The following is a 21,074-nucleotide window of genomic DNA, read 5'->3' on the forward strand; positions in this document are numbered from 1 at the left end:
CTAACAAAATTTTACTTTGATTGCTTTTTAGTTAACACAAACATAAACCAGCTTGAGACAAAAATAATCGCGTAACCTACCCAACTCCAGATATCCGGATATTGTTCAAAGAAGAACAGCCCTAAAATTGCACTAAATAATACAGAGGCATAACTATAAATTGAGATGTCTTTTGCCGCGGCATATTTATAGGCGGTAGTAACACAAAACTGCCCAATCGCAGAGGTTATTCCTGCTAACACTAAATAAACAACTTGTAAATTCGTTAGCACAACATAATCAATGGCGACAAAGGGTAATAATATCAAGGTTGAAAAGGCAGAAAAAAAGAAAACAATAGTATTTGGCGATTCTACTTTTTCGGTTTTTGACAATAATCTTAGGCATAAATAGGCAATAGCAGCAAAAACAGAGCCGACAATACCAATTAAATAAGGGATAAATCGAACATCAAGTGCAGGCTTAATAATAAAAAGAGCACCAATGAAAGCAACAATACATAAGAGCCATTGTGTTATAGAAGCTTTTTCTTTTAAAAAGATAGCGGACAGAATAATCAAAATAAAAGAAGTGAGCTTACCTATCATATCTACATCACTTAAAACAAGATGATCAATGATGTAAACCCCAACTAAAATACCAATTAACCCACTAATCGAACGGCAAAGCAACAAAAGATGATTTTCTTTATGACCAAAGAACAATTGGTGATTTTTCCAAACAATATAACCGCTTATTAATGCCGTAATGCCATTACGAAAGATGGCTTTTTCCGCCACAGGTAAATCACCTGATAAGAGAAGAAATACAGCCATAGTAGCAAAACTTAATGCCGACAAAAGCACACAAAAAATGGCTTTAAATAACGGTGAAAGCGAATTCCAAAAATCCATAGTATAAAGCTTTTAATAAAAATAAAGCCCTGATCATTCAGGGCTTTCATTTAGAATAAACTAAGAATTAGTATTCTAATACTGCACGACGGTTTTTCGCGTAGTCAGCTTCAGTGTGACCTAACACAGCTGGTTTTTCTTCACCGTAAGAAACAGTTGAAGTGTTGTTAGCACCTTTAGCTGATAAGTAGCTTTTCACTGCATCTGCACGACGTTGACCTAATGCGATGTTGTACTCTGGAGTACCACGCTCATCAGCGTGACCAGCGATAGTTACGTTACCTTCAGTTTTTGCTAATAATTGAGCGTGAGCGTCTAATAATTGACGGTATTCACCTTCAACTGCATAGCTGTCAAAGCCGAAGTAAACTGTGTTGTATTGTGCTTTTAATTGTTCAGCAGTTAAACCACCGAATTCGCCTGCTGCATTTGCTGCTGCGTTTGCTGCTGCATTTGCCGCTGCGTCATCTGATGAGCTGCTACATGCTGCTAATGCGAAAGCTGGTACTGCTACCATTAATACTTTAGCAAATTTTTTCATTTGTTGCTCCTAATAGAGAAATATTATTATTTAGTTAAGTATGGTGACCATGCAGGGAATTTATAATGTCCACCTGCGCCAGGCAAATTAGCTTTAAAACGCCCATCTGCAGACACCAATTGTAGCACTTTACTCGTACCTTTGGTAGAGCTATAAATAACCATAATGCCATTCGGTGAAATACTTGGACTTTCGTCTAAGAAAGTTGAACTCAGTACTTCTGTGCCACCTGAAGCGAGATCGCGTTTCACAACTCTATCACCGGCAATCATGATTAAATTCTTACCATCAGATGATACTTTCGCATTGTAGCTACCGCTACCGCCCATTGGGCTAGCACCACCACCTGATGAACTCATTCTATAAACTTGTGGCGAACCTGCACGGTCAGAAGTGAAGTAGATTGTACTTCCGTCCGGAGACCAGCTCGGCTCTGTATTATTACCTGCATTTGCAGTTAATTTACTTGGTGTACCGCCACCGCTACCAACAACATAAATATTTAACTCACCATCTTGGTTTGAGGCAAACGCAATGCGAGAACCGTCTGGAGAGAATGCAGGCGCACCATTATGGCCTTTTAATGCTGCCACGACACGACGAGCGCCTGAACGAATATCGTGTACAACAACCTGCGCTTTTTTATTTTCAAATGTCACATAAGCTAATCTACTGCCATCTGGAGCCCATTCCGGCGACATTAATGGCTCTTTACTGGTTGTAATAGTAAAAGCATTAAAACCATCATAATCAGATACTCGTAATTCATACGATGATACGCCACGTTGAACCACATACGCAATTTTAGTTCTAAATGCACCGCGAATTTGGGTTAATTTTTCAAATACCTCATCACTTACTGTATGCGCACCTTGACGAATTTGGGCTGCTGGCACAATAAATGAACCTTGGGCAATGACACCACCCACTGTACCCGATGTACCAAGAGTATCAATTAATTGATAAGCGACATTATAACCGCCACCTGTGCTACTCACTTGGCCAACTACAATATTATCAATACCGATAGCACTCCATTGATCTGCCACCACTTCCGCTGCTGATCCCGGTTGAGCAGGCATTTGAGAGCGTTCAAGCGGTGTAAATTTACCACTATTTCGCAAATCATCAGAAATAATTTGTGCAACATCTGCCGGCACACCGCTGGCTTTAAATGGCACAACCGCAATCGGCTGAGCTATACTTACACCTTCATCAATAGAAATTCGCACATCAGAATCAGCAACCACCTGAGTTGTCAATAATGCTGAAAAGATGCCTATTACACCCGATATACGAGAGAATAATTTCATTTGTAGTCCTCTAAATTATTTAACTTTTAAACTAAAATCAAGTGTTGGTGATTTAAACATATTATATACCGCATCTGATGGTGCAGGTGGTACTTTTCTAGTTGCCACTATTGCACTTACCGCTGCATCACATACTGCTTTATCGCCACTGATAACTTGATAGTTAGTAATTGTGCCATCTCGACTTAAGAATATCTTAACATCACATTGTTTTCCGGCAAAACTTGGATCAACCCGATATCGAGATTGAATTAATTTCTTAATTCGTTGACCATATGCATTACCATCTACATTAGTACCTTGCCCTAAGCCACTTGTACCACCAGAACCTTGTGATCCTGCTGAATTTTTGTTACCACCTTTACTTGAACCACCACCGATGTCTCCACTATTGAGGAAATCATCAAGTGCTTTATTGTTTTTCGCTTGGGCGGCTTTTGCCTCAGCAGCTGCCTTCGCTTTAGCTTCTTTTTCAGCCTTTTCTTTAGCAGCTTTCTCAGCTTTCGCTTTAGCTTCTTTCTCGGCTTTCTCTTTGGCTTCTTTTTCTGCTTTTGCTTTGGCTTCTTTCTCAGCCTTTTCTTTTGCTTCTTTTGCTTCTTTTTCTGCCTTGGCTTTAGCTTCTTTTTCTGCTTTTTCCTTCGCTTCTTTTGCCTGCTGTTCCTTCAGTTCTTTTTGCTCTTTTAACTTTTTCTCGGCTTCCGCTTTCTTCTGCTGTTCAAGTTTCTTTTCAAGAGCTTCTTTAGCTTTTTTCTCTTCTTCAGCTTGTTTAGCAGCAGCCTCTAAACGCTTAGCTTCTGCATCTGCTTTCAGTTTTGCTGCTTCAGCTGCTTTTTTACGAGTTGCTTCTTCTGCTTGCTGCTTTTTAAGCTCTTCTTGCTTAGCTTGTTCTTGCTTTTGCTGTTCTTGTAGTTTTTGCTGACGCTCAATTTCTTGCTGACGCTGTTTCTCTTGAATCGCCGCTAACTCAGCTTGTTTCTGTTTTTGGATCTCTTCCGGAATCGGTTTATCTTCCACATCTTCTTCAACAGCTTCCTCTTTAGGCTCTACCTTTGGCTTCGATGCTTTTGAGCCTTTTTTCTCTGCCAATAACTGCCCATATTCAGCAGCCACTTGCCCGGTATCTACCATCACAGCTTCAAAGCTATCGCTATCGCCACCACTGCCACCAGCCGCAGCGAGTTCCGTCTTAGTGAAAAGAGACCCGAGCAATAACAACCCGATTAACAATATATGCAATAAGATCGAAACAATAACCGCTAGCTCTAGTCTATCTTGTTGAGATTTCACACGTTATCCTTGGCTATTTACCTTCTGTCATTAAACCTACCGATTTCACTCCGGCATCTTTAAGTAGTGTAATACCTTTCATAATTTCTTCATAAGGTACTACTTTATCACCGGCAACTAAAAATAAGGTATTGTTATCTTTTTGAAATTGTTCCCCTGCATAGGCAACAACTTCTGATTCATTAATATTCTCTTGCCCATTACTTTGCACATAGTTACCGTCAATTTTCAATTTATATTCACCAACACCTGCCACCTCCAAAATCACTGGAGTTTTATCTTCATTAGAAACTGATTGGCTATGCGTATCTTCCGGTAAATTCACTTCTACACTTTGACTGATAATTGGGGCCGTTGCCATAAAAATCAGCAATAATACCAACAATACATCAAGAAATGGAACAATGTTGATTTCTGATTTAATGTCATTACGTTTTAAACGACGAGACATATATTCCTCTTTACAGGTGCTTAGCACCTTAATTGATCTGAAATAACCGGCACAGTGTCCCGGTCTCGAATAATGCGGTTACAAGCGGTCTTTTTTACGCAAAACTTTACAAATTTTCATTAAAAATCAACCGCTTGTAGATTATCTTTTTGAAAAAGCCTGACGGTGTAATAAGGTCGTGAACTCATCAATGAAATTCACATACCCTTGCTCAACTTTACCTAAACGTAAATTCAAACGGTTATATGCCATTACTGCAGGAATCGCCGCAAATAAACCGATAGCCGTTGCAATTAATGCTTCTGCAATACCCGGTGCGACTGATTGTAAAGTTGCTTGCTTAACTGCACTTAATCCCATAAAGGAGTGCATAATTCCCCAAACCGTTCCGAATAAACCAATATATGGGCTGATTGAACCCACTGTGCCTAAAAACGGAATGTAGTTTTCTAAACTTTCCATTTCACGGTTTAATGCTAAGTTCATCGCTCGGGTAGAACCTTGAATAATCGATTCTGGCGCATCTGGGTTCGCTTGTTGTAAACGGGTAAATTCTTTAAACCCAACATAAAAGATTTGCTCTGAACCATTTAATGCATCACGACGATTCTCTAAACCTTGGTGTAAACGGTTTAGATCTTCCCCTGACCAGAATCGATCTTCAAAAGCAAGGGAATCTTTTTTGGCTTTAGTTAAAATTTTGCTGCGCTGAATAATCACCGCCCAAGACAAAATTGAGAATACAATAAGGATCAGCATCACGATCTTTACCACAATACTTGCTTCTAAAAATAACGAAAGAAGACTAAATTCAGTTTGCATTAATAAAACTCCGAATAGTTTTTAAATAGAAAAATAACTTTTTTGTAATGCTTGACGAATATCATCAGGAATTGCAACCGGCTTCATTTTGATTAAATCAACACAAGCGACCGTAACATTTGCCTCACTCAGACAATCGCCATCTTTCCACAATCGTTGTTTAAAGATAAGGGTTGCTTTCTTCAATTCTGAGAGTGTTGTTTCCACATTTAATAAATCATCTAAACGAGCAGGGAGCTTATAATCTATTTCAATCCTCTTAACCACAAAAGCAAGGGATTGGCTAAAAAGTTCCTGCTGTGAGAAATGCTGCTGTCTCAAAAATTCCGTTCTTGCCCGCTCAAAAAAATTCAGATAGTTGGAATGATAAACTACTCCGCCGGCATCAGTATCTTCATAATAAACACGAATCGGGAAATCCATAAGCATTATTTCTCTCATTCAAAATGAAAAAACGCCCAAAATTTAGGCGCAAATTGTGAGATATTTTAGAATCAGAAATATTGTTATGCAAGTATATTTTTTGGTAAATTGCAAAAATATTTTTTATCTATCAAAAATAAAAATAGAGACATAAAAATGCCTCTATTTAACAAGTAAAATCCATAATGCCGAAATAACAATAAGGTAACCTAGAAGTGGTAAAAAAATCACTTTCCAAAGAGCAGCTCGGATTTCAAATCCAATTCCATGTACCCATAAAATAGCCATACCATAAAATACCAACATTGCTAAATACGGCGTTTTTCCACCAAAAGAAAGAGCGAAAGCGGTCGAATTTACCCAAATAGTTGCAAATAATACAGTCGCTAAAATAAAAGAAAGGGCTTTTAACAAGCCCTTTGCTGTTAAGTTATAGAGTTTATGAATCATTACTCGTCAAACTTACCTGTTTTTTCAATGCTGATCGTGATGACTGTTGCAAAGAAGATTGCAAGCAATACACCTAAGACCCAAGTTACATAAAACATATTGTGTCTCCTTATTAGTAAGCTGCTTTATTTTCTTCTAAATAACTAGCATCTAAACGACCATACATTTTGATATATGACCAAATAGTATATGCTAATACTAACGGTACAAAGATACCAGCAACAAATAACATTACAGTTAATGTTGTGTGGCTAGCAGTAGCGTCCCAAACCGTTAAACTCATTTCTGGGTGAGTAATTGACGGCATAATGAATGGGAACATTGATACTGCGGCAGTTAAAATGACCCCAACAATCATCAATGATGATGAGAAGAATGCTAAACCTGAACGATTTGCTTTAGAGGCAATAATAGTCAGTAATGCACCTACTACAACTAATGCAGGAACAACCCATAATACAGGCATTTCAGCATAATTTCTAAACCATGCACCAGCTTGAACCGCTACAGTTTTATTCGTCAATAGAGATTGCGCATTATGATCTAACTCGCTTGTGATCACAAAACCATCTTTAAAATATAACCATACACCTGCAAGAATAAATGCCACTAATACAATAGAAGCTGTCACTTGTGCCACTTTTCTTGAGTTGTTATGTAGCTCATCAGTAGTTTTCATTTGTAACCAAGTTGCACCCTGTGTGGTTAACATCATTAAGCTGATAATACCGCACACTAATGCAAATGGATTTAATAAACCAAAGAATGAACCCGTATATTGTGATTGGTTAATATTATTAAATTCAAATGGTACACCTTGTAATAAGTTACCAAATGCAACACCGAATACTAATGATGGAACGAAACCACCAATAAATAATCCCCAATCCCAAGCACTACGCCATTTCGGATTATCAATTTTTGCACGATACTCAAAACCTACAGGGCGGAAAAATAATGCCGCAAGAACAAGTACCATTGCAATATAGAAACCCGAGAACGAAGTTGCATAGACTGTTGGCCATGCAGCGAAGATCGCACCGCCAGCAGTCAATAACCATACTTGGTTACCATCCCAGTGAGGCGCAATTGTGTTGATCATAATACGACGTTCAACATTACTTTTACCAATGATAGGTAAAAGGTTTAATACGCCCATATCAAAGCCATCGGTGATCGCAAAGCCAATTAACAATACCGCAATTAAGATCCACCAAATAAAGCGGAGAATTTCATAATCGATCATTTCTAACTCCTATTATTTAGTTGATTGCTCAAAGTAATAACGACCTGTTTTTAATGCACTTGGGCCAAGACGACCATATTTAAACATTAAATACATTTCTACAACTAAGAATAGTGTATATAAACCACACAGTAAGCCGATTGTGAACCATAAATCACCTGTTGTTAATGCCGAGTTTGACACTCCAACAGGCAACATTTCATAGATAGCCCAAGGCTGGCGACCATATTCGGCAAGGAACCAACCAGATTCAATCGCAATCCAAGGTAATGGAAGACCTAATAATAATCCTCTTAGTAAGAAGCGACTACTTTCTACCTTACCGCGCATATTTTGAATAAACGCTGTTGTAATTAAGATAAGCATCAAGAAGCCAGATAACATCATTACACGGAATGCCCAGAATGTAGGGCCTACATTTGGAATTGTATTATCTGCTGCTTTTTGAATTTGCTCTTCAGTTGCATCGACAACATTAGGCGTATATTGCTTTAATAATAATCCGAAACCTAAATCTTTTTGTACGGCTTTAAATGCTTCTTTATCTGCTTCTGTATAATTGCCAGAACGTAATTTTTCTAATAACCCGTAGGCTACCATACCGGTACGAACACGTTGTTCATTAATCACGCGAATATCTTTTAAGCCTTTAATTTCAGTATCTAAAGAACGGGTTGCAATAATACCTGCTGCATAAGGAATATGGATTGAGAATTCATTTTTCATTTCTGCAGTATTTGGAATCACAAAAGCATTCCAAGCAGCTGGAGCAGGTTGAGTTTCAAATTCACCTTCCATTGCCGCTAATTTAGTTGGCTGAGCTTTACCAATTTCATAACCGGATTCATCACCCATAATAAGTACAGAAATAATCGCAATTAAACCAAAACTTGCGCCTACCGAGAATGAACGTTTTGCAAAGCCTAAGTCACGACCTTTTAAGATATAGTATGAACTAATACCTAATACAAAAATAGCACCACAAACATAGCCTGCGGTTACAGTATGTAAGAATTTAGATTGTGTAACTGGGTTTAATACAAGTTCAGAGAAGCTTGAAAGCTCCATTCGCATGGTTTCAAAGTTGAATTCAGAAGCAATCGGGTTTTGCATCCAACCATTAGCAACTAAAATCCATAGTGCAGAGAAGTTAGAACCAAACGCAACACAGTAAGTTGCTAATAAATGTTTCGCTTTCGATAAACGTTCCCAGCCAAAGAAGAACAAGCCCACAAAGGTAGATTCTAAGAAGAACGCCATTAAACCTTCAATCGCTAATGGAGCGCCAAAAATATCACCTACATAATGAGAATAATATGACCAGTTCATACCAAACTGGAATTCCATTGTAATACCAGTTGTTACCCCTAGGGCAAAGTTAATACCGAATAATTTACCCCAGAATTTAGTCATATCTTTATATACTTCTTTACCCGTAGTTACATACAGGGTTTCCATCACCACAAGGACGAAAGAAAGACCTAATGTAAGCGGTACGAATAAGAAGTGATAGAGTGCAGTTAGAGCAAACTGCAAACGTGAGAGTTCAACTACATCTAACATCTCAAACCTCTTATATTAATATACTAATTTGACAATTAGATTACTGTAAAAGTAATCACCCACAAATTCACTCAATTCTAATAAATAACCCAAATTGGTTAATTTTATAATAAAGTGTCGGCGAGTATTCTACCTGTAAATAGCTAATTAAAAAATAGTAATTTTGTTATATTCGTCACAAAATTGGTTTATTTATGTAATAATTGCTATTTAACCTACTAAATAACACGGTTATACTTAACAAATAAGTAACAATTTATTTACTATTTTTTATACTAACGATCTTGAAAATTTATTCTTGGCAAAAAGATCTTAGTTTTAGATGACTTTAAATTAAAGTTCTGATAACATCAGAAAGCTTTATTAATTAACATATTAGATTTTTAATTTTAAACACTTAATGTGTGGAGAACGCATGCTAAAAAGAATTTTAGGAATAACACTTTGTACCATATTGGTTTCCAGTAATGCTATAGCAAGTGTTAAAACCTCATCACTTACAGTTGCAAAACCTACTTTAAGTAAAAATTTGCCAACTGAATGTGAGAAAATGTTTAACACGGCAAATAAATTGGTCTCTGATGCAGAAAGACAGCCTGGTACTCATACTCAAGTGCTAAAAATGAAAAATAAACTTTCTTTAACAAAGCAACAAATCCTAAAAATGGATTCTGAATTACAACAAAAAAGTTGCGAGAAAGGTTTAACAGCACTAAACAGCCTTAAACAAAAACATCAATAAACGCTAAAACCAAGCTTACTTGCTTGGTTTTTTATTTGCAAAAAATAGCATAAATTTAACCACTTGTTACCAACAAAAAAGCTACTGAATTAATTTCAGTAGCTTTTGTTCACTCAATGGGCAATTACATCATTCCGCCCATTCCACCCATACCGCCCATTGCAGCCGGATCTAATTTTTCTTCTTTTGGCAGATCAGTAATCATACATTCTGTTGTGATCATTAAACCTGCAATAGAAGCCGCGAATTGAAGTGCTGAACGAGTCACTTTAGTTGGGTCTAAAATCCCCATTTCAAGCATATCACCGTACTGCTCTGTACCGGCATTGTAACCATAGTTACCAGAACCTTCTTTCACGTTGCGAGCCACTACTGAGGCTTCTTCACCGGCATTGGCAACGATTTGACGTAAAGGTGCTTCCATTGCACGTAATGCAAGTTTGATACCCACATTTTGCTCTTCGTTATCGCCTTTTAACGTACCAGCCACTTTGTTAGCTGCACGCACTAAAGCCACACCGCCTCCTGGAACAATACCTTCTTCCACCGCAGCACGGGTTGCGTGAAGAGCATCATCAACACGGTCTTTTTTCTCTTTCATTGCGACTTCGGTTGCCGCACCTACTTTAATAACTGCAACACCGCCGGCTAATTTTGCCACACGCTCTTGGAGTTTTTCTTTATCGTAATCTGAGGTTGAATCTTCGATCTGTTGGCGAATTTGTGCTACACGACCTTTAATTTGAGTTTCATCGCCAATACCATCAATAATCGTGGTGTTATCTTTACTGATAACCACACGTTTTGCTTGGCCAAGCTCCTCTAACGTTGCTTTTTCAAGCTCCATACCGATCTCTTCAGAAATCACAGTACCTGCAGTTAAGATCGCAATATCTTGTAACATTTCTTTACGGCGATCACCAAAGCCAGGTGCTTTCACTGCCGCCACTTTCACGATACCACGCATAGTGTTCACCACTAAGGTAGCTAACGCCTCGCCTTCAATATCTTCGGCAATAATTAATAATGGTTTACCTGCTTTTGCAACACCTTCTAACACTGGTAATAATTCACGAATGTTAGACACTTTTTTATCCACTAAAAGAATATATGGGTTTTCTAACTCAACCGTACCGGCTTCCGGTTTATTGATAAAGTATGGCGATAAGTAACCACGCTCAAATTGCATACCCTCAACCACGTCTAATGCATCTTCTAAACCTGTACCGTCTTCAACAGTAATCACGCCCTCTTTGCCCACTTTTTCCATTGCTTGAGCAATTAATTGACCGACTGTTGAATCTGAGTTTGCAGAAATCGTCCCTACTTGCTCAATTTCTTTTGAGGTTTCGCACGGTTTTGAAATCGCTTTTAACTCTTCAACCACTGCTGCAACCGCTTTATCGATACCACGTTTTAAATCCATTGGGTTCATACCCGCAGCCACTGCTTTTAAGCCCTCGTTTACAATCGCTTGAGCTAATACAGTTGCGGTAGTTGTACCGTCACCGGCGGCATCATTGGCTTTAGAGGCAACCTCTTTCACCATTTGAGCCCCCATATTTTCAAATTTATCTTCTAATTCGATTTCACGGGCAACCGACACACCGTCTTTTGTAATCGTTGGTGCACCATAAGCACGATCTAACACCACATTACGACCTTTAGGGCCTAAAGTTACTTTTACCGCATCGGCTAAAATATTCACGCCTTTTAACATTTTTACGCGTGCATCGTTACCAAATTTCACGTCTTTTGCTGCCATTTTCTAAATCCTTTGTTTTGAAATGTGTAAAAAATTTTGCTTTTTTAACCGCTTGTATAGAATAAAATTATTCTACAATCGCTAAAATATCGTGTTCTGCTAAAATCAGCACTTCTTCGCCGTCAATTTTTTCGGTTTTTACGCCGTAGCCTTCGTTAAAAATCACTACATCGCCCACTTTAACTGCTAAAGGCTGAACAGAACCATTGTCTAAAATGCGACCTGTTCCCACTGCAATCACTTTGCCACAGGTTGATTTTGTTGCTGCCGAACCGGTTAAAACAATACCGCCTGCCGATTTTGTTTCAACTTCTTCACGTTTTAAAATAACTTTATCGTGTAATGGACGAAGTGCCATAATATGTTCCTTTTCTTAAAAATGAATAAATAAAACTTCACGCAAAATGCGTAACGCCTAACAATATAAAGGCAGATTTTAGAGTTTCAAGTGCAAGCGGTCAAATTTGTAAAATTTTTTACAAATTTGACCATTTTTGATAAAACTATATACCTAAGAAATCTGTTTCTGCTTAGAAAAACTCCAATTCTCTTATACCATTTAAACTATTAATTTCAAGATAGGATAATAAAATGAAAAAATACTTAATGCTCTGCTCACTATGGTTTCTCTCCGCATGCTTTAACGAAAGTTATGATTTTAGAGGAAAAGAATTTGAAGAACCTGTACAAGCAATTTTGCTTGAATCAGATAAAATTTATTTCATTGGTTCCACAATTGATGCGATATTTGATAAAACGCTGACAGATAATACAAAAGCTTCAGATGTTATTTATTTTTTGAATAAACTTCTTCAAAGTCCGTATGGAAGGAAGATCAGTAATCACCGAATTACTTTAGCTATTTATGATGAAAATATTCAAATTCAGTACAGTCCGCAATTTATTGCAAAAAATCTCACCATGAGCGATATTCAAGCTCTACAAAAGTTAGGTTTTGAATTTAGCCATTCAAAAGAATATCTATGGAAAAGCTATGCAGGTCTTGGTGGTAAAATCACACAGTTTAAAAATCGCAAGGAAATACTAGAAAAGTATAAATTTAAGCAACCTATAATCGCTAAAGCGAAAAGTTATCAGAAAAGCATAGAATTTAGCTTTGATGACACCATTTCGGTCATTGCAGCACCAATTACGATTCCCGCATCTATTATTTTATTACCATTTTTTAATGACGCTCCTCAATAATATAAGTTGTGCTAAATCCGATACAATCATTATTTATTAGGTATACCAAACGGTCATTTTTACTAAAACTCTGCAAAAAAGAAAGGGCGAATAGTAATTCGCCCCCACATCAGCTTTATAAATGTCTCAATAGCGTATCCAATAAAAAACCGCAGCTAAATTACTTTAGATACAGTTCTCAATACAAATTATGCGTGTTCTTTTAAGCGTTTAATTAATTGGGCATTTGCCGGTGGGAAAGCTCCCTCATCTAAATCCGATTGTGCGATCCAAAAACCTTCTTGCCCTTCTCTTCCGTAAGGTTCATTTACCCACTCTTCCACCAAATAAAAGAAAAATTCAATGATTTTGGTTGGATATTCAAAGCAAAAATTTTCATACGGAAAAGCACTTAACACTTGAATACCAATTTCTTCTTCTAATTCTCGTTTTAGTGCTTCTTCAGGGGTTTCATTAGGATCGACTTTCCCCCCGGGAAATTCAAGAGACTGAGCAAAATCTTGCCCCTCTAAACGTTGGGTTAAGTAAATTTGCCCAAATTCGTTACGAATAATCCCTGCTGAGACTTGAATAATCGGTTTTGACATAGTTTCCTTCTCTCTTCTATAAACTCAAGCGGTCATATTAAGCAGAAAATTTGCAAATTCCTGACTGAATATGACCGCTTGTTAATTACGAATATCTCGCTTTGTTACCGTGGCAATGCTTATATTTTTTGCCTGAACCACAAGGGCAAGGGTCGTTTCGACCGATATTTAAGTTCGCCAACTCTTCTTCAGTTAGGCTCTCAGCACTATTTTCTTCGCTACTTTCAGCAACAGAATCGCTAGCTTGTGTAGCTGGCTTACTTGCAACTTCCATTTCAGCTTGCTGGCGTTGAGCCTCTTCTATCTCTTCTTGGCTACGCACTTGAATACGGCTTAAGATGCTAATTACATTCAATTTTAAGGTATCAAGCATATTGGTAAACATCGCAAAAGATTCCTTTTTATATTCTTGCTTAGGATCTTTTTGCGCATAACCACGCAAGTGAATACCTTTGCGTAAATAATCCATTGCACCTAAATGCTCTTTCCAAAGCTCATCTAAGTTTTGGAGCATCACGCCTTTTTCAAAATTACGCATTACCTCTGAGCCTACTTTTTCTTCCTTCGCTTTGTAATCTGCAATCGCAATATTTAAAATACGTTCACGCAAAGTCTCTTCATGCAAGTCTTTTTCAGTTTCAAGCCAGTGAGCAATCGGTAAATCTAAACCAAATTCACGGCGTAAACGCTCTTCCAAGCCCGGTACATTCCACATTTCCTCGATAGATTGAGGCGGAATGTATTCGCTAATAGTATTGTCAAATACATCTTGGCGAATAGTTTCAATCATTGATGAAATATCATCGGTATCCAATAAATGATTACGTTGTTCATAAATCACTTTACGTTGTTCATTAGCAACATCGTCATACTGTAACAAGCTCTTACGACCATCAAAGTTATGGGCTTCTACTTTCGCCTGAGCAGAGGCAATCACTTTGGTTAATAGTTTAGACTCCATCGCCTCACCGTGTTCGGTAAAGGCTTTACGCATCATATTTAATTTACCTTCGTTGAGGTAAATTCGCATTAAGGCATCATCTAAAGAGAGATAGAAACGTGACGAACCCGGGTCACCTTGACGACCGGAACGACCACGCAACTGGTTATCGATACGGCGGGATTCGTGACGTTCCGTACCGATAATATGTAAACCACCGGCTTTCATCACCGTTTCATAACGCTCTTGCCACTCAGCTTTAATCGCATCAATTTGTTCCTGTGTCGGGTTCTCAAGCTTAGCAACTTCCATTTTCCAGTTACCGCCAAGCACAATATCAGTACCACGACCAGCCATATTGGTGGCAATAGTAACCGCCCCCGGTGCACCGGCTTCTGCTACAATTTCCGCTTCTTGAGCGTGGAATTTGGCATTTAATACGTTGTGAGCAATACCGGCTTTAGTAAGTTCCGCCGATAATAACTCCGATTTTTCCACCGATGCCGTTCCCACTAATACCGGCTGTTTGCGTTCGATACAATCTCTAATTTCAGTAATGATCGCTGCAAATTTCTCTGCTTCGCTTTTAAACATTAGGTCAGTACGGTCATCACGAATTACCGGTTTATTGGTTGGAATTACCACTGTGTTTAAGCCATAAATTTGTTGGAATTCAAAGGCTTCAGTATCTGCTGTACCAGTCATACCGGCTAATTTTTCGTATAAACGGAAATAGTTTTGGTAAGTAATTGAGGCAACAGTTTGGTTTTCGCCTTGAATAGTTACACGCTCTTTGGCTTCAATCGCTTGGTGTAAGCCATCAGACCAACGACGTCCAGCCATTGTACGCCCTGTGTGTTCATCAATAATCACAATTTCACCATCTTTAACGATATAATCCACATTGCGTTCAAATAATTTGTGGGCACGCAATGCTGCACTTACATGGTGTAAAAGCGAAATACGAGCTGGGTGATATAAACTTTCGCCCTCTTCCATTAGCCCCATTTGAGTTAAGAAATCTTCCACTTTCACCATACCACGCTCGGTTAAGTGAGCCTGCTTGTTTTTCAGATCTAAGGTGAAATCCCCCTCACCTGTGTACTCTTCACTGTCTTCTTTATCTTGAGCAATCAAATGCGGAATGATTTGATCTACCGCTTGATAAATTTGGGTCGCATCTTCCGCAGGCCCTGAAATAATTAACGGCGTACGAGCTTCATCAATTAAAATAGAGTCCACTTCATCAACTAATGCGTAGTGTAACTCACGTTGGAAACGTTCGTTTTTATCGTGAGCTAAGTTATCACGCAAGTAATCAAAACCTAATTCGCTGTTAGTTGAATAGGTAATATCTGCCTGATAAGCAGCACGTTTCATTTCCGGCGGTAAACCTGGAATATTCACTCCAACGGTTAAGCCTAAAAACTCAAATAACGGGCGGTTGGTTTCCGCATCACGGCGAGCGAGGTAGTCATTCACCGTAACAACGTGAACACCTTTACCGGTTAAAGCATTCAAATAACAAGATAAAGTTGCAGTTAGGGTTTTACCTTCTCCAGTACGCATTTCTGCAATATTACGCCCAGTTAGCACCATACCGCCAATCAGTTGTACATCAAATGGTCGCATACCTAATACTCGTTTGCTTGCTTCTCTCACTGTCGCAAAAGCTTCAGGTAACAGGCTATCTAGCGATGCACCATCTGCAAGGCGTTGTTTAAACTCCGCTGTTTTATCCTTTAACGCTTCATCAGATAATTGTTCGAAGGTTGGTTCAAGCTTATTAATTTGTGCCACTCGCTTTCTTAAACGTTTTAAAGTGCGATCGTTGCTTGAGCCAAAAATAGAAGTCAGTAATTTTGAAATCATTGTGTTATTCCTAAATATAAAAATGGGTTAATCAATTAATGGTAAAATTAAATTATATTTAGGTTTGTGGCCCGGCTCGAATGGGGTAAGCATTTTGTCTATCCAAGCGGTAGGAGTTTGCAAAAAATTCGCAAAAATGCACCGTTTGTGGTTTAATTTCCACAATTTTATGGATTAACTCTGCAATAAAAAGCGATTGTTGCTCAATATCATTAGCCGATTGAGCATATTGAAGAAAAGATTGATTAAGAACGGTTTCCTGTTCACTTTCATTAGCGTACGCAACCTGAATTTCAGGTAAGGCAAGTATCGCAACCATTCCCAAAAAGAGTTGCGACCAAAAAGGCGTTCGATGAAAGTGTTTTAAAAATAAGCTCATTAAATTAAGATAAACGAAAAAATTGGGCTAATTATACGCTAAATTCAAGCCGAATGAGTAAATTATTGGGTCAAGTATCGTAAAATCAAGCCTAAAATAAGACGAAATGTAAAGAAACAGATGAAAAATTCAGCACCTAAAAAGATTAATGACATTTTACAGAACTCAAGCTTAAGCCGTATTGTCGAAAAAGCAAACTTCATTAACGATTTAAACCAAAAAATTCAGAAAAGATGGCCAGAATCTTATCGTGGGCTTTACCGAGTAGTGAATTTAGTTGATAATCAGCTTATTGTGAGCGTTAAGAATGCAACCGTACGGCAAGGTTTAATCTTGCAACAAAATATGTTACTAAAACAGATACAAACCGATTTACCTGAAATAACCCAACTTGAATTTAGAGTAAATCCGAGTGTTATATAATTTAATTTTAAAGAGGAAAATAGTATGAAAAAAATCGCACTAATTGGATTTACCACTGCAATGCTAGGGGCTTGTTCATTACTACCACAAAAAAGCGTTACCGGTACTTATGCAGGCGAATTACCTTGTGCTGATTGTGAGAAAATCCAAGCCCAGCTAACCTTAAATGCAGATAAAACCTACCAATATGATACGGTATATTTTAAAGATAAAAAAGAATACGCTTACCGAGACAAAGGCATATATAGCTTTGAACCCAATAAGCCAAATGTGATTCGTTTGGAAAAAGCATCAGGCAATCTTGCCTTCCAAGTGTCTGAACAACACGTTGAACTTTGCGACCCAAATGGCAATACGGTGAAAAACAGCAATAACTATAAACTAGGTAAAGTTCGTTAAAAGGGCATAACAAAGGATTCTTCGGAATCCTTTTTATTTGCAATCAATTAAAACTAGCATAAAAAAATCCCCAAGCAATGTTTGCTCGGGGATAACCTAAAAATGAAAAAGTATTATCTACTTTAACTTAACCAAGGAAATATCTATGAAAACAGTAAGGAATCTTTCAGTATGAATGGCGGTGAGAGGGGGATTCGAACCCCCGATACAGTTTCCCATATACACGCTTTCCAGGCGTGCTCCTTCAACCACTCGGACATCTCACCGAATCAACAAAAAGATGGCGTAAATATAGCAATTTTACACGGCTCTTTCAAGTATTTTCTTCACAAAATAAAATAAATCATTTTTGACCAGATTATTGTCCAACACCTAAACAATTTGGCGATTTAGGTACAAGTCCGCCAGTCGCATCCCATTCACCTTGGGTATATAGGTGCAAAGCAAGTGCGTGAACGCCATTAGCTAATTCCTCAGCTAAGCACGCATAAACAGCACGATGACGAGCAACCGTTCTCTGCCCTTCAAATTTATCTGACACCAAGGTTAATTTAAAATGCGATTCTGCTCCTCTACCTGAGCTGTGCATATAACTTTCGTTTTCGACATTAAAGAAAATCGGCTGAAATTCTGCCTTAATTTTTTGAATAATTGTCTGTTCTACCCACATTTTTTGCTCTCTTTCATTGAAAATCAAAACAAAATAATACTATACTAAGCAGAAATTTTCTCGAAATTTATTCAATATAGAAGGATTTACTATGAAACTCTCTAAAAAGACATTAGTGTTAGCCACTACTTTTGCTGCGGCATTACTGGCAGGCTGCCAAAGCCAATCCAACACATTAACATTCTCTACCCCAACGCCAACTGCCGTATTTAACACAAACAATCAAACGGCTGCGGTGAATGTAATGACACAAGATTTACGCACCTCGCGTGAAATCGCAAGCTACACTAAAAACGGAGAAGTGATTCGTTTAACCGCAGTGCCTGAAGTTGCTGCAATGTTCCAACAAGCCGTCCAACAAGACCTGAATGCAAAAGGTTTCCAAATTGTACAAGGTGCAGCGAATGCCAATGTGGTAGTGAATATTCGTAAATTCTTTGCCACAGTAGAACAAGGAAACTTACGCTACAAAGCTGATGCACAAGTGAGCGTGGAAGTGGCGGTTCAAGGTTCTAAAGGCAACTTTAGCAAAAACTTCAACGCCACCCGTGGTTACGAAGGTGCATTTGGTGCAAGCAATGATGAAATCAAGAAAGTGTTAGACCAAGCCTATTCTGATGTGGTGAAAGCAATTTACAACGATAATGAAATCGCCAATGCAATTCACCAGTTCAAATAATTGATTTTCTCTGACAAGCGGTCACCTTTCTTCGATTTTTTGCAAAAAAGTGTGGAAAAATGACCGCTTGTTGTTTTCTCGTTTTGTGATGTAGCTCGAAAAATAGAGCAAATTAACTTGATAAAATGATCAGTAAAGCTCACAATGTAAAAATAGAAAGAGGAGAAAAATATGAATAATCCTTATCATAATGTCAGCCAAGAGTATCTTGATTATCTTGCTAAAAAAGTAAAGCAAGGAAAGGAAGATATTAAAAACGGTCGGATTTATTCACCCGAAGAGGTCAGAAAAAGAGTTATTGCTGCCGCTTTTAGAGGTGCTGAAAATGCCAAAAAAGTTGCATAATATTTATTATACTGAAGAGCCTTAATAGATTTAGAGAATATTGCCATTTCTGTTAGCGAATTTACCGGTTATGCTAGTAGCGGAATTAGGATACTAGAAGAATTGGAAAATAGTATTAATAATTTAGCCATTTTTCCTACAATGGGTGTAAAAGGTGCAATTATTAATACGAGAGAACTATATCATAACGGCTATAAATAGTGTATAAAGTTAAAGAGAATGAAATTTCAATTATTACTATTTTGCATTGTTCAAGACTTTATCCTTAACCTATTTTAACTTACCTATGGCAGACAATCGTCTGCCTTTAATTTATAACTAGATAATTATGAGAATCCCAAGAATTTACCACCCACAGCCGTTAGCCAATTTACAAAGTTGCGTGTTAAGTGAAGATGCCGCTAACCACGTTGGGCGAGTGCTAAGAATGAAACAAGGAGAGCAAATCATTTTATTTGATGGCTCAAACCACGTTTTCCACGCTACGTTACAAGCGGTCGAAAAAAAGCAAATTATTGCAAAAATTGATTCAAGTGAATTAGATGACCGAGAATCCAACCTGCCGATCCATTTAGGGCAAGTGATTTCCCGAGGTGATCGAATGGAATTTACTATTCAAAAATCGGTGGAGCTCGGGGTGAAAACCATTACTCCACTTTGGTCGGAGCGTTGTGGCGTAAAGCTCAATGATGAACGGCAAGATAAAAAATTACAGCAATGGCAGAAAATTGCGATTGCCGCCTGTGAACAATGTGGTCGGAATGAAATCCCTGAAATTCGCCCGATTATGAAACTCACCGACTGGTGCAAAGAGCAAGACGATATGTTGAAACTAAATTTGCACCCAAGAGCCAAATATACCATTCGTGAGCTACCGAATGTGCCGAAAGCCGGAGTTCGTTTACTGATTGGCTCAGAGGGAGGATTATCCGCAGAAGAGATCGCAATGACTGAGAATGAAGGATTTACTGAGGTCTTACTGGGTAAACGTGTATTACGCACAGAAACCGCCTCACTTGCGGCAATTACTGCGTTACAAGTTTGTTTTGGAGATATTTAATGTTAGAGAATTTACAAGGTAAATTTTTAATTGCCACGCCGGAAATGGACGATGACTATTTCGAGCGGACGGTGGTCTATATTTGCGAACATAATCCGCAAGGTGCAATGGGAGTAGTAATTAACACTCCTACCGATCTGTCGGTTCTAGAGCTGATTACCCGAATGGATTTCCAAATGGCGAACCAGCGTGATTACAAAAAAGACCAAATGGTGTTAAGCGGTGGGCCGGTAAATCAAGATCGTGGCTTTATTATTCACACCAAAACCGCCAATGATTTTATTCACACTTATCCGATCACCGATAAAATTACGCTCACTACCTCCGGTGATGTGTTAGACTCCTTTGGCACACTGGCTTCACCTGAAAAATTTATTGTGTGTTTAGGTTGTTCCACTTGGCGTGGCAGCCAGCTTGAGCAAGAAATTGCTCAAAATTATTGGATTGTGTCTGATGCGAATGAAAAAACGCTGTTTGAAACCGGTTATTTAGAGCGTTGGGCAGAAGCCTATGAAATGATGGGGCTTTCAAGCATACCGTCAAGAGCTGGGAGAGCTTAATGACAGAAACCACAACAAAAACCGTGATTGCCTTTGATTTTGGCACAAATAGCATCGGCTGTGCAGTTGGACAAAGTATTACCGGCACAGCTCAAGGTTTAACTACATTTAAAGCCCAAGACGGTATTCCAAACTGGGAAGAGATCGGAAAACTCTTGCAAGATTGGAAACCTGATATGCTGGTTGTTGGGCTACCCTTGAATATGGACGGCACAGGGCAGCCTTTAACTCAGCGTGCCAGAAAATTTGCCAATCGCTTAAACGGACGTTTTAATCTGCCGGTTGAGCTACAAGATGAACGCCTCACTACTGTTGAAGCAAAAGCGGAAATTTTTTCTCGTGGTGGTTACAAAGCATTAAAAAAGGATAAAGTGGATTCCATTTCCGCTTGTTTAATTTTAGAAAGTTGGTTTGAGAATCACTAATTTGTAAAAATTTGCCGATTCTTAACCGCTTGT

The 21,074-nt window shown here is 38.3% G+C and carries 26 protein-coding genes and 1 tRNA gene; 9 read left to right on the plus strand and 18 right to left on the minus strand.

Features of this window, described 5'->3' with window-relative positions:
• Positions 1-11: 11 nt before the first annotated feature.
• From ACJ7Z2_RS09395 to ACJ7Z2_RS09445, 11 genes are all read right to left on the minus strand, one after another.
• Positions 12-893, minus strand: a complete 882-nt coding sequence (locus ACJ7Z2_RS09395) for a DMT family transporter (RefSeq protein ID WP_154704510.1) — start codon at positions 891-893, stop codon at positions 12-14.
• 67 nt (positions 894-960) lie between these two features.
• Positions 961-1,434, minus strand: coding sequence for a peptidoglycan-associated lipoprotein Pal (gene pal, locus ACJ7Z2_RS09400; protein WP_154704511.1), 474 nt, complete (start codon positions 1,432-1,434; stop codon positions 961-963).
• A 26-nt stretch (positions 1,435-1,460) separates the two neighbouring features.
• Positions 1,461-2,747, minus strand: coding sequence for a Tol-Pal system beta propeller repeat protein TolB (gene tolB, locus ACJ7Z2_RS09405; RefSeq protein ID WP_409500125.1), 1,287 nt, complete (start codon positions 2,745-2,747; stop codon positions 1,461-1,463).
• A gap of 15 nt (positions 2,748-2,762) precedes the next feature.
• Positions 2,763-4,034, minus strand: coding sequence for a cell envelope integrity protein TolA (gene tolA / locus ACJ7Z2_RS09410; protein ID WP_154704513.1), 1,272 nt, complete (start codon positions 4,032-4,034; stop codon positions 2,763-2,765).
• Between the two features lie 13 nt (positions 4,035-4,047).
• Complete coding sequence (tolR, locus tag ACJ7Z2_RS09415) at positions 4,048-4,485, minus strand: colicin uptake protein TolR (protein ID WP_006249842.1); 438 nt, start codon at positions 4,483-4,485, stop codon at positions 4,048-4,050.
• 141 nt (positions 4,486-4,626) lie between these two features.
• Positions 4,627-5,307 (minus strand): protein TolQ, encoded by a 681-nt coding sequence (gene tolQ / locus ACJ7Z2_RS09420; RefSeq protein ID WP_006249841.1) that lies wholly within the window; start codon positions 5,305-5,307, stop codon positions 4,627-4,629.
• Positions 5,308-5,328: 21 nt separating this feature from the next.
• On the minus strand, positions 5,329-5,730 hold the full coding sequence (gene ybgC, locus ACJ7Z2_RS09425) for a tol-pal system-associated acyl-CoA thioesterase (RefSeq protein ID WP_015484150.1): 402 nt from the start codon (positions 5,728-5,730) through the stop codon (positions 5,329-5,331).
• A 162-nt stretch (positions 5,731-5,892) separates the two neighbouring features.
• Positions 5,893-6,180, minus strand: coding sequence for a cyd operon protein YbgE (gene ybgE, locus ACJ7Z2_RS09430; protein ID WP_154704514.1), 288 nt, complete (start codon positions 6,178-6,180; stop codon positions 5,893-5,895).
• Entirely contained in the window at positions 6,180-6,278 is a 99-nt protein-coding gene (locus ACJ7Z2_RS09435; RefSeq protein ID WP_006249838.1) for a CydX/CbdX family cytochrome bd oxidase small subunit, read from the minus strand. The genes ybgE and ACJ7Z2_RS09435 overlap by 1 nt, the downstream gene beginning before the upstream one ends.
• Positions 6,279-6,292: 14 nt before the next feature.
• Positions 6,293-7,426: a cytochrome d ubiquinol oxidase subunit II gene (gene cydB / locus ACJ7Z2_RS09440; RefSeq protein ID WP_006249837.1), complete on the minus strand. Its 1,134-nt coding sequence runs from the start codon at positions 7,424-7,426 to the stop codon at positions 6,293-6,295.
• A gap of 12 nt (positions 7,427-7,438) precedes the next feature.
• Positions 7,439-8,989 (minus strand): cytochrome ubiquinol oxidase subunit I, encoded by a 1,551-nt coding sequence (locus ACJ7Z2_RS09445; protein WP_409500126.1) that lies wholly within the window; start codon positions 8,987-8,989, stop codon positions 7,439-7,441.
• 415 nt (positions 8,990-9,404) lie between these two features.
• Here ACJ7Z2_RS09445 and ACJ7Z2_RS09450 point away from each other — a divergent pair, with 415 nt between their 5' ends.
• Complete coding sequence (locus ACJ7Z2_RS09450) at positions 9,405-9,731, plus strand: DUF5339 domain-containing protein (protein ID WP_006249310.1); 327 nt, start codon at positions 9,405-9,407, stop codon at positions 9,729-9,731.
• Positions 9,732-9,855: 124 nt separating this feature from the next.
• Here the strand turns inward: ACJ7Z2_RS09450 and groL are convergent, their stop codons facing one another.
• Both groL and ACJ7Z2_RS09460 read right to left on the minus strand, forming a co-directional pair.
• Positions 9,856-11,496 carry a chaperonin GroEL gene (gene groL, locus ACJ7Z2_RS09455; protein WP_126301836.1) on the minus strand — a complete coding sequence of 547 codons (1,641 nt, stop codon included), beginning with the start codon at positions 11,494-11,496 and terminating at the stop codon, positions 9,856-9,858.
• A 67-nt stretch (positions 11,497-11,563) separates the two neighbouring features.
• Complete coding sequence (locus ACJ7Z2_RS09460) at positions 11,564-11,854, minus strand: co-chaperone GroES (protein WP_409500127.1); 291 nt, start codon at positions 11,852-11,854, stop codon at positions 11,564-11,566.
• Positions 11,855-12,087: 233 nt separating this feature from the next.
• Here ACJ7Z2_RS09460 and ACJ7Z2_RS09465 point away from each other — a divergent pair, with 233 nt between their 5' ends.
• Positions 12,088-12,702, plus strand: a complete 615-nt coding sequence (locus tag ACJ7Z2_RS09465; protein WP_126301835.1) for a hypothetical protein — start codon at positions 12,088-12,090, stop codon at positions 12,700-12,702.
• A 188-nt stretch (positions 12,703-12,890) separates the two neighbouring features.
• Here the strand turns inward: ACJ7Z2_RS09465 and mutT are convergent, their stop codons facing one another.
• The 3 genes from mutT to secM all read right to left on the minus strand — a co-directional run bounded on the left by mutT (position 12,891) and on the right by secM (position 16,480).
• Positions 12,891-13,289 carry an 8-oxo-dGTP diphosphatase MutT gene (gene mutT, locus ACJ7Z2_RS09470; protein ID WP_006250724.1) on the minus strand — a complete coding sequence of 133 codons (399 nt, stop codon included), beginning with the start codon at positions 13,287-13,289 and terminating at the stop codon, positions 12,891-12,893.
• Positions 13,290-13,374: 85 nt separating this feature from the next.
• Entirely contained in the window at positions 13,375-16,101 is a 2,727-nt protein-coding gene (gene secA, locus ACJ7Z2_RS09475) for a preprotein translocase subunit SecA (RefSeq protein ID WP_409500128.1), read from the minus strand.
• Between the two features lie 58 nt (positions 16,102-16,159).
• On the minus strand, positions 16,160-16,480 hold the full coding sequence (secM, locus tag ACJ7Z2_RS09480) for a secA translation cis-regulator SecM (protein ID WP_409500129.1): 321 nt from the start codon (positions 16,478-16,480) through the stop codon (positions 16,160-16,162).
• A gap of 120 nt (positions 16,481-16,600) precedes the next feature.
• Here secM and ACJ7Z2_RS09485 point away from each other — a divergent pair, with 120 nt between their 5' ends.
• Both ACJ7Z2_RS09485 and ACJ7Z2_RS09490 read left to right on the plus strand, forming a co-directional pair.
• Entirely contained in the window at positions 16,601-16,903 is a 303-nt protein-coding gene (locus tag ACJ7Z2_RS09485) for a DciA family protein (protein WP_154704518.1), read from the plus strand.
• A gap of 24 nt (positions 16,904-16,927) precedes the next feature.
• A complete protein-coding gene (locus tag ACJ7Z2_RS09490) occupies positions 16,928-17,302 on the plus strand; it encodes a copper resistance protein NlpE (protein ID WP_409500130.1) in 375 nt (124 codons plus the stop codon).
• Between the two features lie 176 nt (positions 17,303-17,478).
• Here ACJ7Z2_RS09490 and ACJ7Z2_RS09495 read toward each other — a convergent pair.
• Together ACJ7Z2_RS09495 and ACJ7Z2_RS09500 are read right to left on the minus strand one after the other, a co-directional pair.
• Positions 17,479-17,568, minus strand: a tRNA-Ser gene (locus ACJ7Z2_RS09495).
• Between the two features lie 92 nt (positions 17,569-17,660).
• The gene (locus tag ACJ7Z2_RS09500; RefSeq protein ID WP_409500131.1) at positions 17,661-17,972 is read right to left on the minus strand and encodes a BolA family protein; all 312 of its coding nucleotides are present in this window, start codon (positions 17,970-17,972) and stop codon (positions 17,661-17,663) included.
• A 91-nt stretch (positions 17,973-18,063) separates the two neighbouring features.
• Here ACJ7Z2_RS09500 and ACJ7Z2_RS09505 point away from each other — a divergent pair, with 91 nt between their 5' ends.
• From ACJ7Z2_RS09505 to ruvX, 5 genes are all read left to right on the plus strand, one after another.
• Positions 18,064-18,651, plus strand: a complete 588-nt coding sequence (locus ACJ7Z2_RS09505; RefSeq protein WP_409500132.1) for a YajG family lipoprotein — start codon at positions 18,064-18,066, stop codon at positions 18,649-18,651.
• Positions 18,652-18,822: 171 nt separating this feature from the next.
• Entirely contained in the window at positions 18,823-18,996 is a 174-nt protein-coding gene (locus tag ACJ7Z2_RS09510) for a hypothetical protein (RefSeq protein WP_006247903.1), read from the plus strand.
• A gap of 328 nt (positions 18,997-19,324) precedes the next feature.
• The gene (rsmE, locus tag ACJ7Z2_RS09515; protein WP_409500133.1) at positions 19,325-20,056 is read left to right on the plus strand and encodes a 16S rRNA (uracil(1498)-N(3))-methyltransferase; all 732 of its coding nucleotides are present in this window, start codon (positions 19,325-19,327) and stop codon (positions 20,054-20,056) included.
• Positions 20,056-20,616, plus strand: coding sequence for a YqgE/AlgH family protein (locus ACJ7Z2_RS09520; RefSeq protein WP_006247900.1), 561 nt, complete (start codon positions 20,056-20,058; stop codon positions 20,614-20,616). Before rsmE ends, ACJ7Z2_RS09520 begins: the two co-directional genes overlap by 1 nt.
• Complete coding sequence (gene ruvX / locus ACJ7Z2_RS09525) at positions 20,616-21,041, plus strand: Holliday junction resolvase RuvX (protein ID WP_409500134.1); 426 nt, start codon at positions 20,616-20,618, stop codon at positions 21,039-21,041. The genes ACJ7Z2_RS09520 and ruvX overlap by 1 nt, the downstream gene beginning before the upstream one ends.
• Positions 21,042-21,074 lie beyond the last annotated feature (33 nt).

Origin of the sequence: Mannheimia glucosida (assembly GCF_046267875.1) — a bacterium.
In the GTDB taxonomy this organism is placed as follows: domain Bacteria; phylum Pseudomonadota; class Gammaproteobacteria; order Enterobacterales; family Pasteurellaceae; genus Mannheimia; species Mannheimia glucosida.

Coding starts and splice junctions, on each gene's coding strand:
- ACJ7Z2_RS09395 (WP_154704510.1), bottom strand. CDS start 893: ATGGATTTTTGGAATTCGCTTTCACCGTTATTTAAAGCCATTTTTTGT.
- pal (WP_154704511.1), bottom strand. CDS start 1,434: ATGAAAAAATTTGCTAAAGTATTAATGGTAGCAGTACCAGCTTTCGCA.
- tolB (WP_409500125.1), bottom strand. CDS start 2,747: ATGAAATTATTCTCTCGTATATCGGGTGTAATAGGCATCTTTTCAGCA.
- tolR (WP_006249842.1), bottom strand. CDS start 4,485: ATGTCTCGTCGTTTAAAACGTAATGACATTAAATCAGAAATCAACATT.
- tolQ (WP_006249841.1), bottom strand. CDS start 5,307: ATGCAAACTGAATTTAGTCTTCTTTCGTTATTTTTAGAAGCAAGTATT.
- ybgC (WP_015484150.1), bottom strand. CDS start 5,730: ATGGATTTCCCGATTCGTGTTTATTATGAAGATACTGATGCCGGCGGA.
- ybgE (WP_154704514.1), bottom strand. CDS start 6,180: ATGATTCATAAACTCTATAACTTAACAGCAAAGGGCTTGTTAAAAGCC.
- ACJ7Z2_RS09435 (WP_006249838.1), bottom strand. CDS start 6,278: ATGTTTTATGTAACTTGGGTCTTAGGTGTATTGCTTGCAATCTTCTTT.
- cydB (WP_006249837.1), bottom strand. CDS start 7,426: ATGATCGATTATGAAATTCTCCGCTTTATTTGGTGGATCTTAATTGCG.
- ACJ7Z2_RS09445 (WP_409500126.1), bottom strand. CDS start 8,989: ATGTTAGATGTAGTTGAACTCTCACGTTTGCAGTTTGCTCTAACTGCA.
- ACJ7Z2_RS09450 (WP_006249310.1), top strand. CDS start 9,405: ATGCTAAAAAGAATTTTAGGAATAACACTTTGTACCATATTGGTTTCC.
- groL (WP_126301836.1), bottom strand. CDS start 11,496: ATGGCAGCAAAAGACGTGAAATTTGGTAACGATGCACGCGTAAAAATG.
- ACJ7Z2_RS09460 (WP_409500127.1), bottom strand. CDS start 11,854: ATGGCACTTCGTCCATTACACGATAAAGTTATTTTAAAACGTGAAGAA.
- ACJ7Z2_RS09465 (WP_126301835.1), top strand. CDS start 12,088: ATGAAAAAATACTTAATGCTCTGCTCACTATGGTTTCTCTCCGCATGC.
- mutT (WP_006250724.1), bottom strand. CDS start 13,289: ATGTCAAAACCGATTATTCAAGTCTCAGCAGGGATTATTCGTAACGAA.
- secA (WP_409500128.1), bottom strand. CDS start 16,101: ATGATTTCAAAATTACTGACTTCTATTTTTGGCTCAAGCAACGATCGC.
- secM (WP_409500129.1), bottom strand. CDS start 16,480: ATGAGCTTATTTTTAAAACACTTTCATCGAACGCCTTTTTGGTCGCAA.
- ACJ7Z2_RS09485 (WP_154704518.1), top strand. CDS start 16,601: ATGAAAAATTCAGCACCTAAAAAGATTAATGACATTTTACAGAACTCA.
- ACJ7Z2_RS09490 (WP_409500130.1), top strand. CDS start 16,928: ATGAAAAAAATCGCACTAATTGGATTTACCACTGCAATGCTAGGGGCT.
- ACJ7Z2_RS09500 (WP_409500131.1), bottom strand. CDS start 17,972: ATGTGGGTAGAACAGACAATTATTCAAAAAATTAAGGCAGAATTTCAG.
- ACJ7Z2_RS09505 (WP_409500132.1), top strand. CDS start 18,064: ATGAAACTCTCTAAAAAGACATTAGTGTTAGCCACTACTTTTGCTGCG.
- ACJ7Z2_RS09510 (WP_006247903.1), top strand. CDS start 18,823: ATGAATAATCCTTATCATAATGTCAGCCAAGAGTATCTTGATTATCTT.
- rsmE (WP_409500133.1), top strand. CDS start 19,325: ATGAGAATCCCAAGAATTTACCACCCACAGCCGTTAGCCAATTTACAA.
- ACJ7Z2_RS09520 (WP_006247900.1), top strand. CDS start 20,056: ATGTTAGAGAATTTACAAGGTAAATTTTTAATTGCCACGCCGGAAATG.
- ruvX (WP_409500134.1), top strand. CDS start 20,616: ATGACAGAAACCACAACAAAAACCGTGATTGCCTTTGATTTTGGCACA.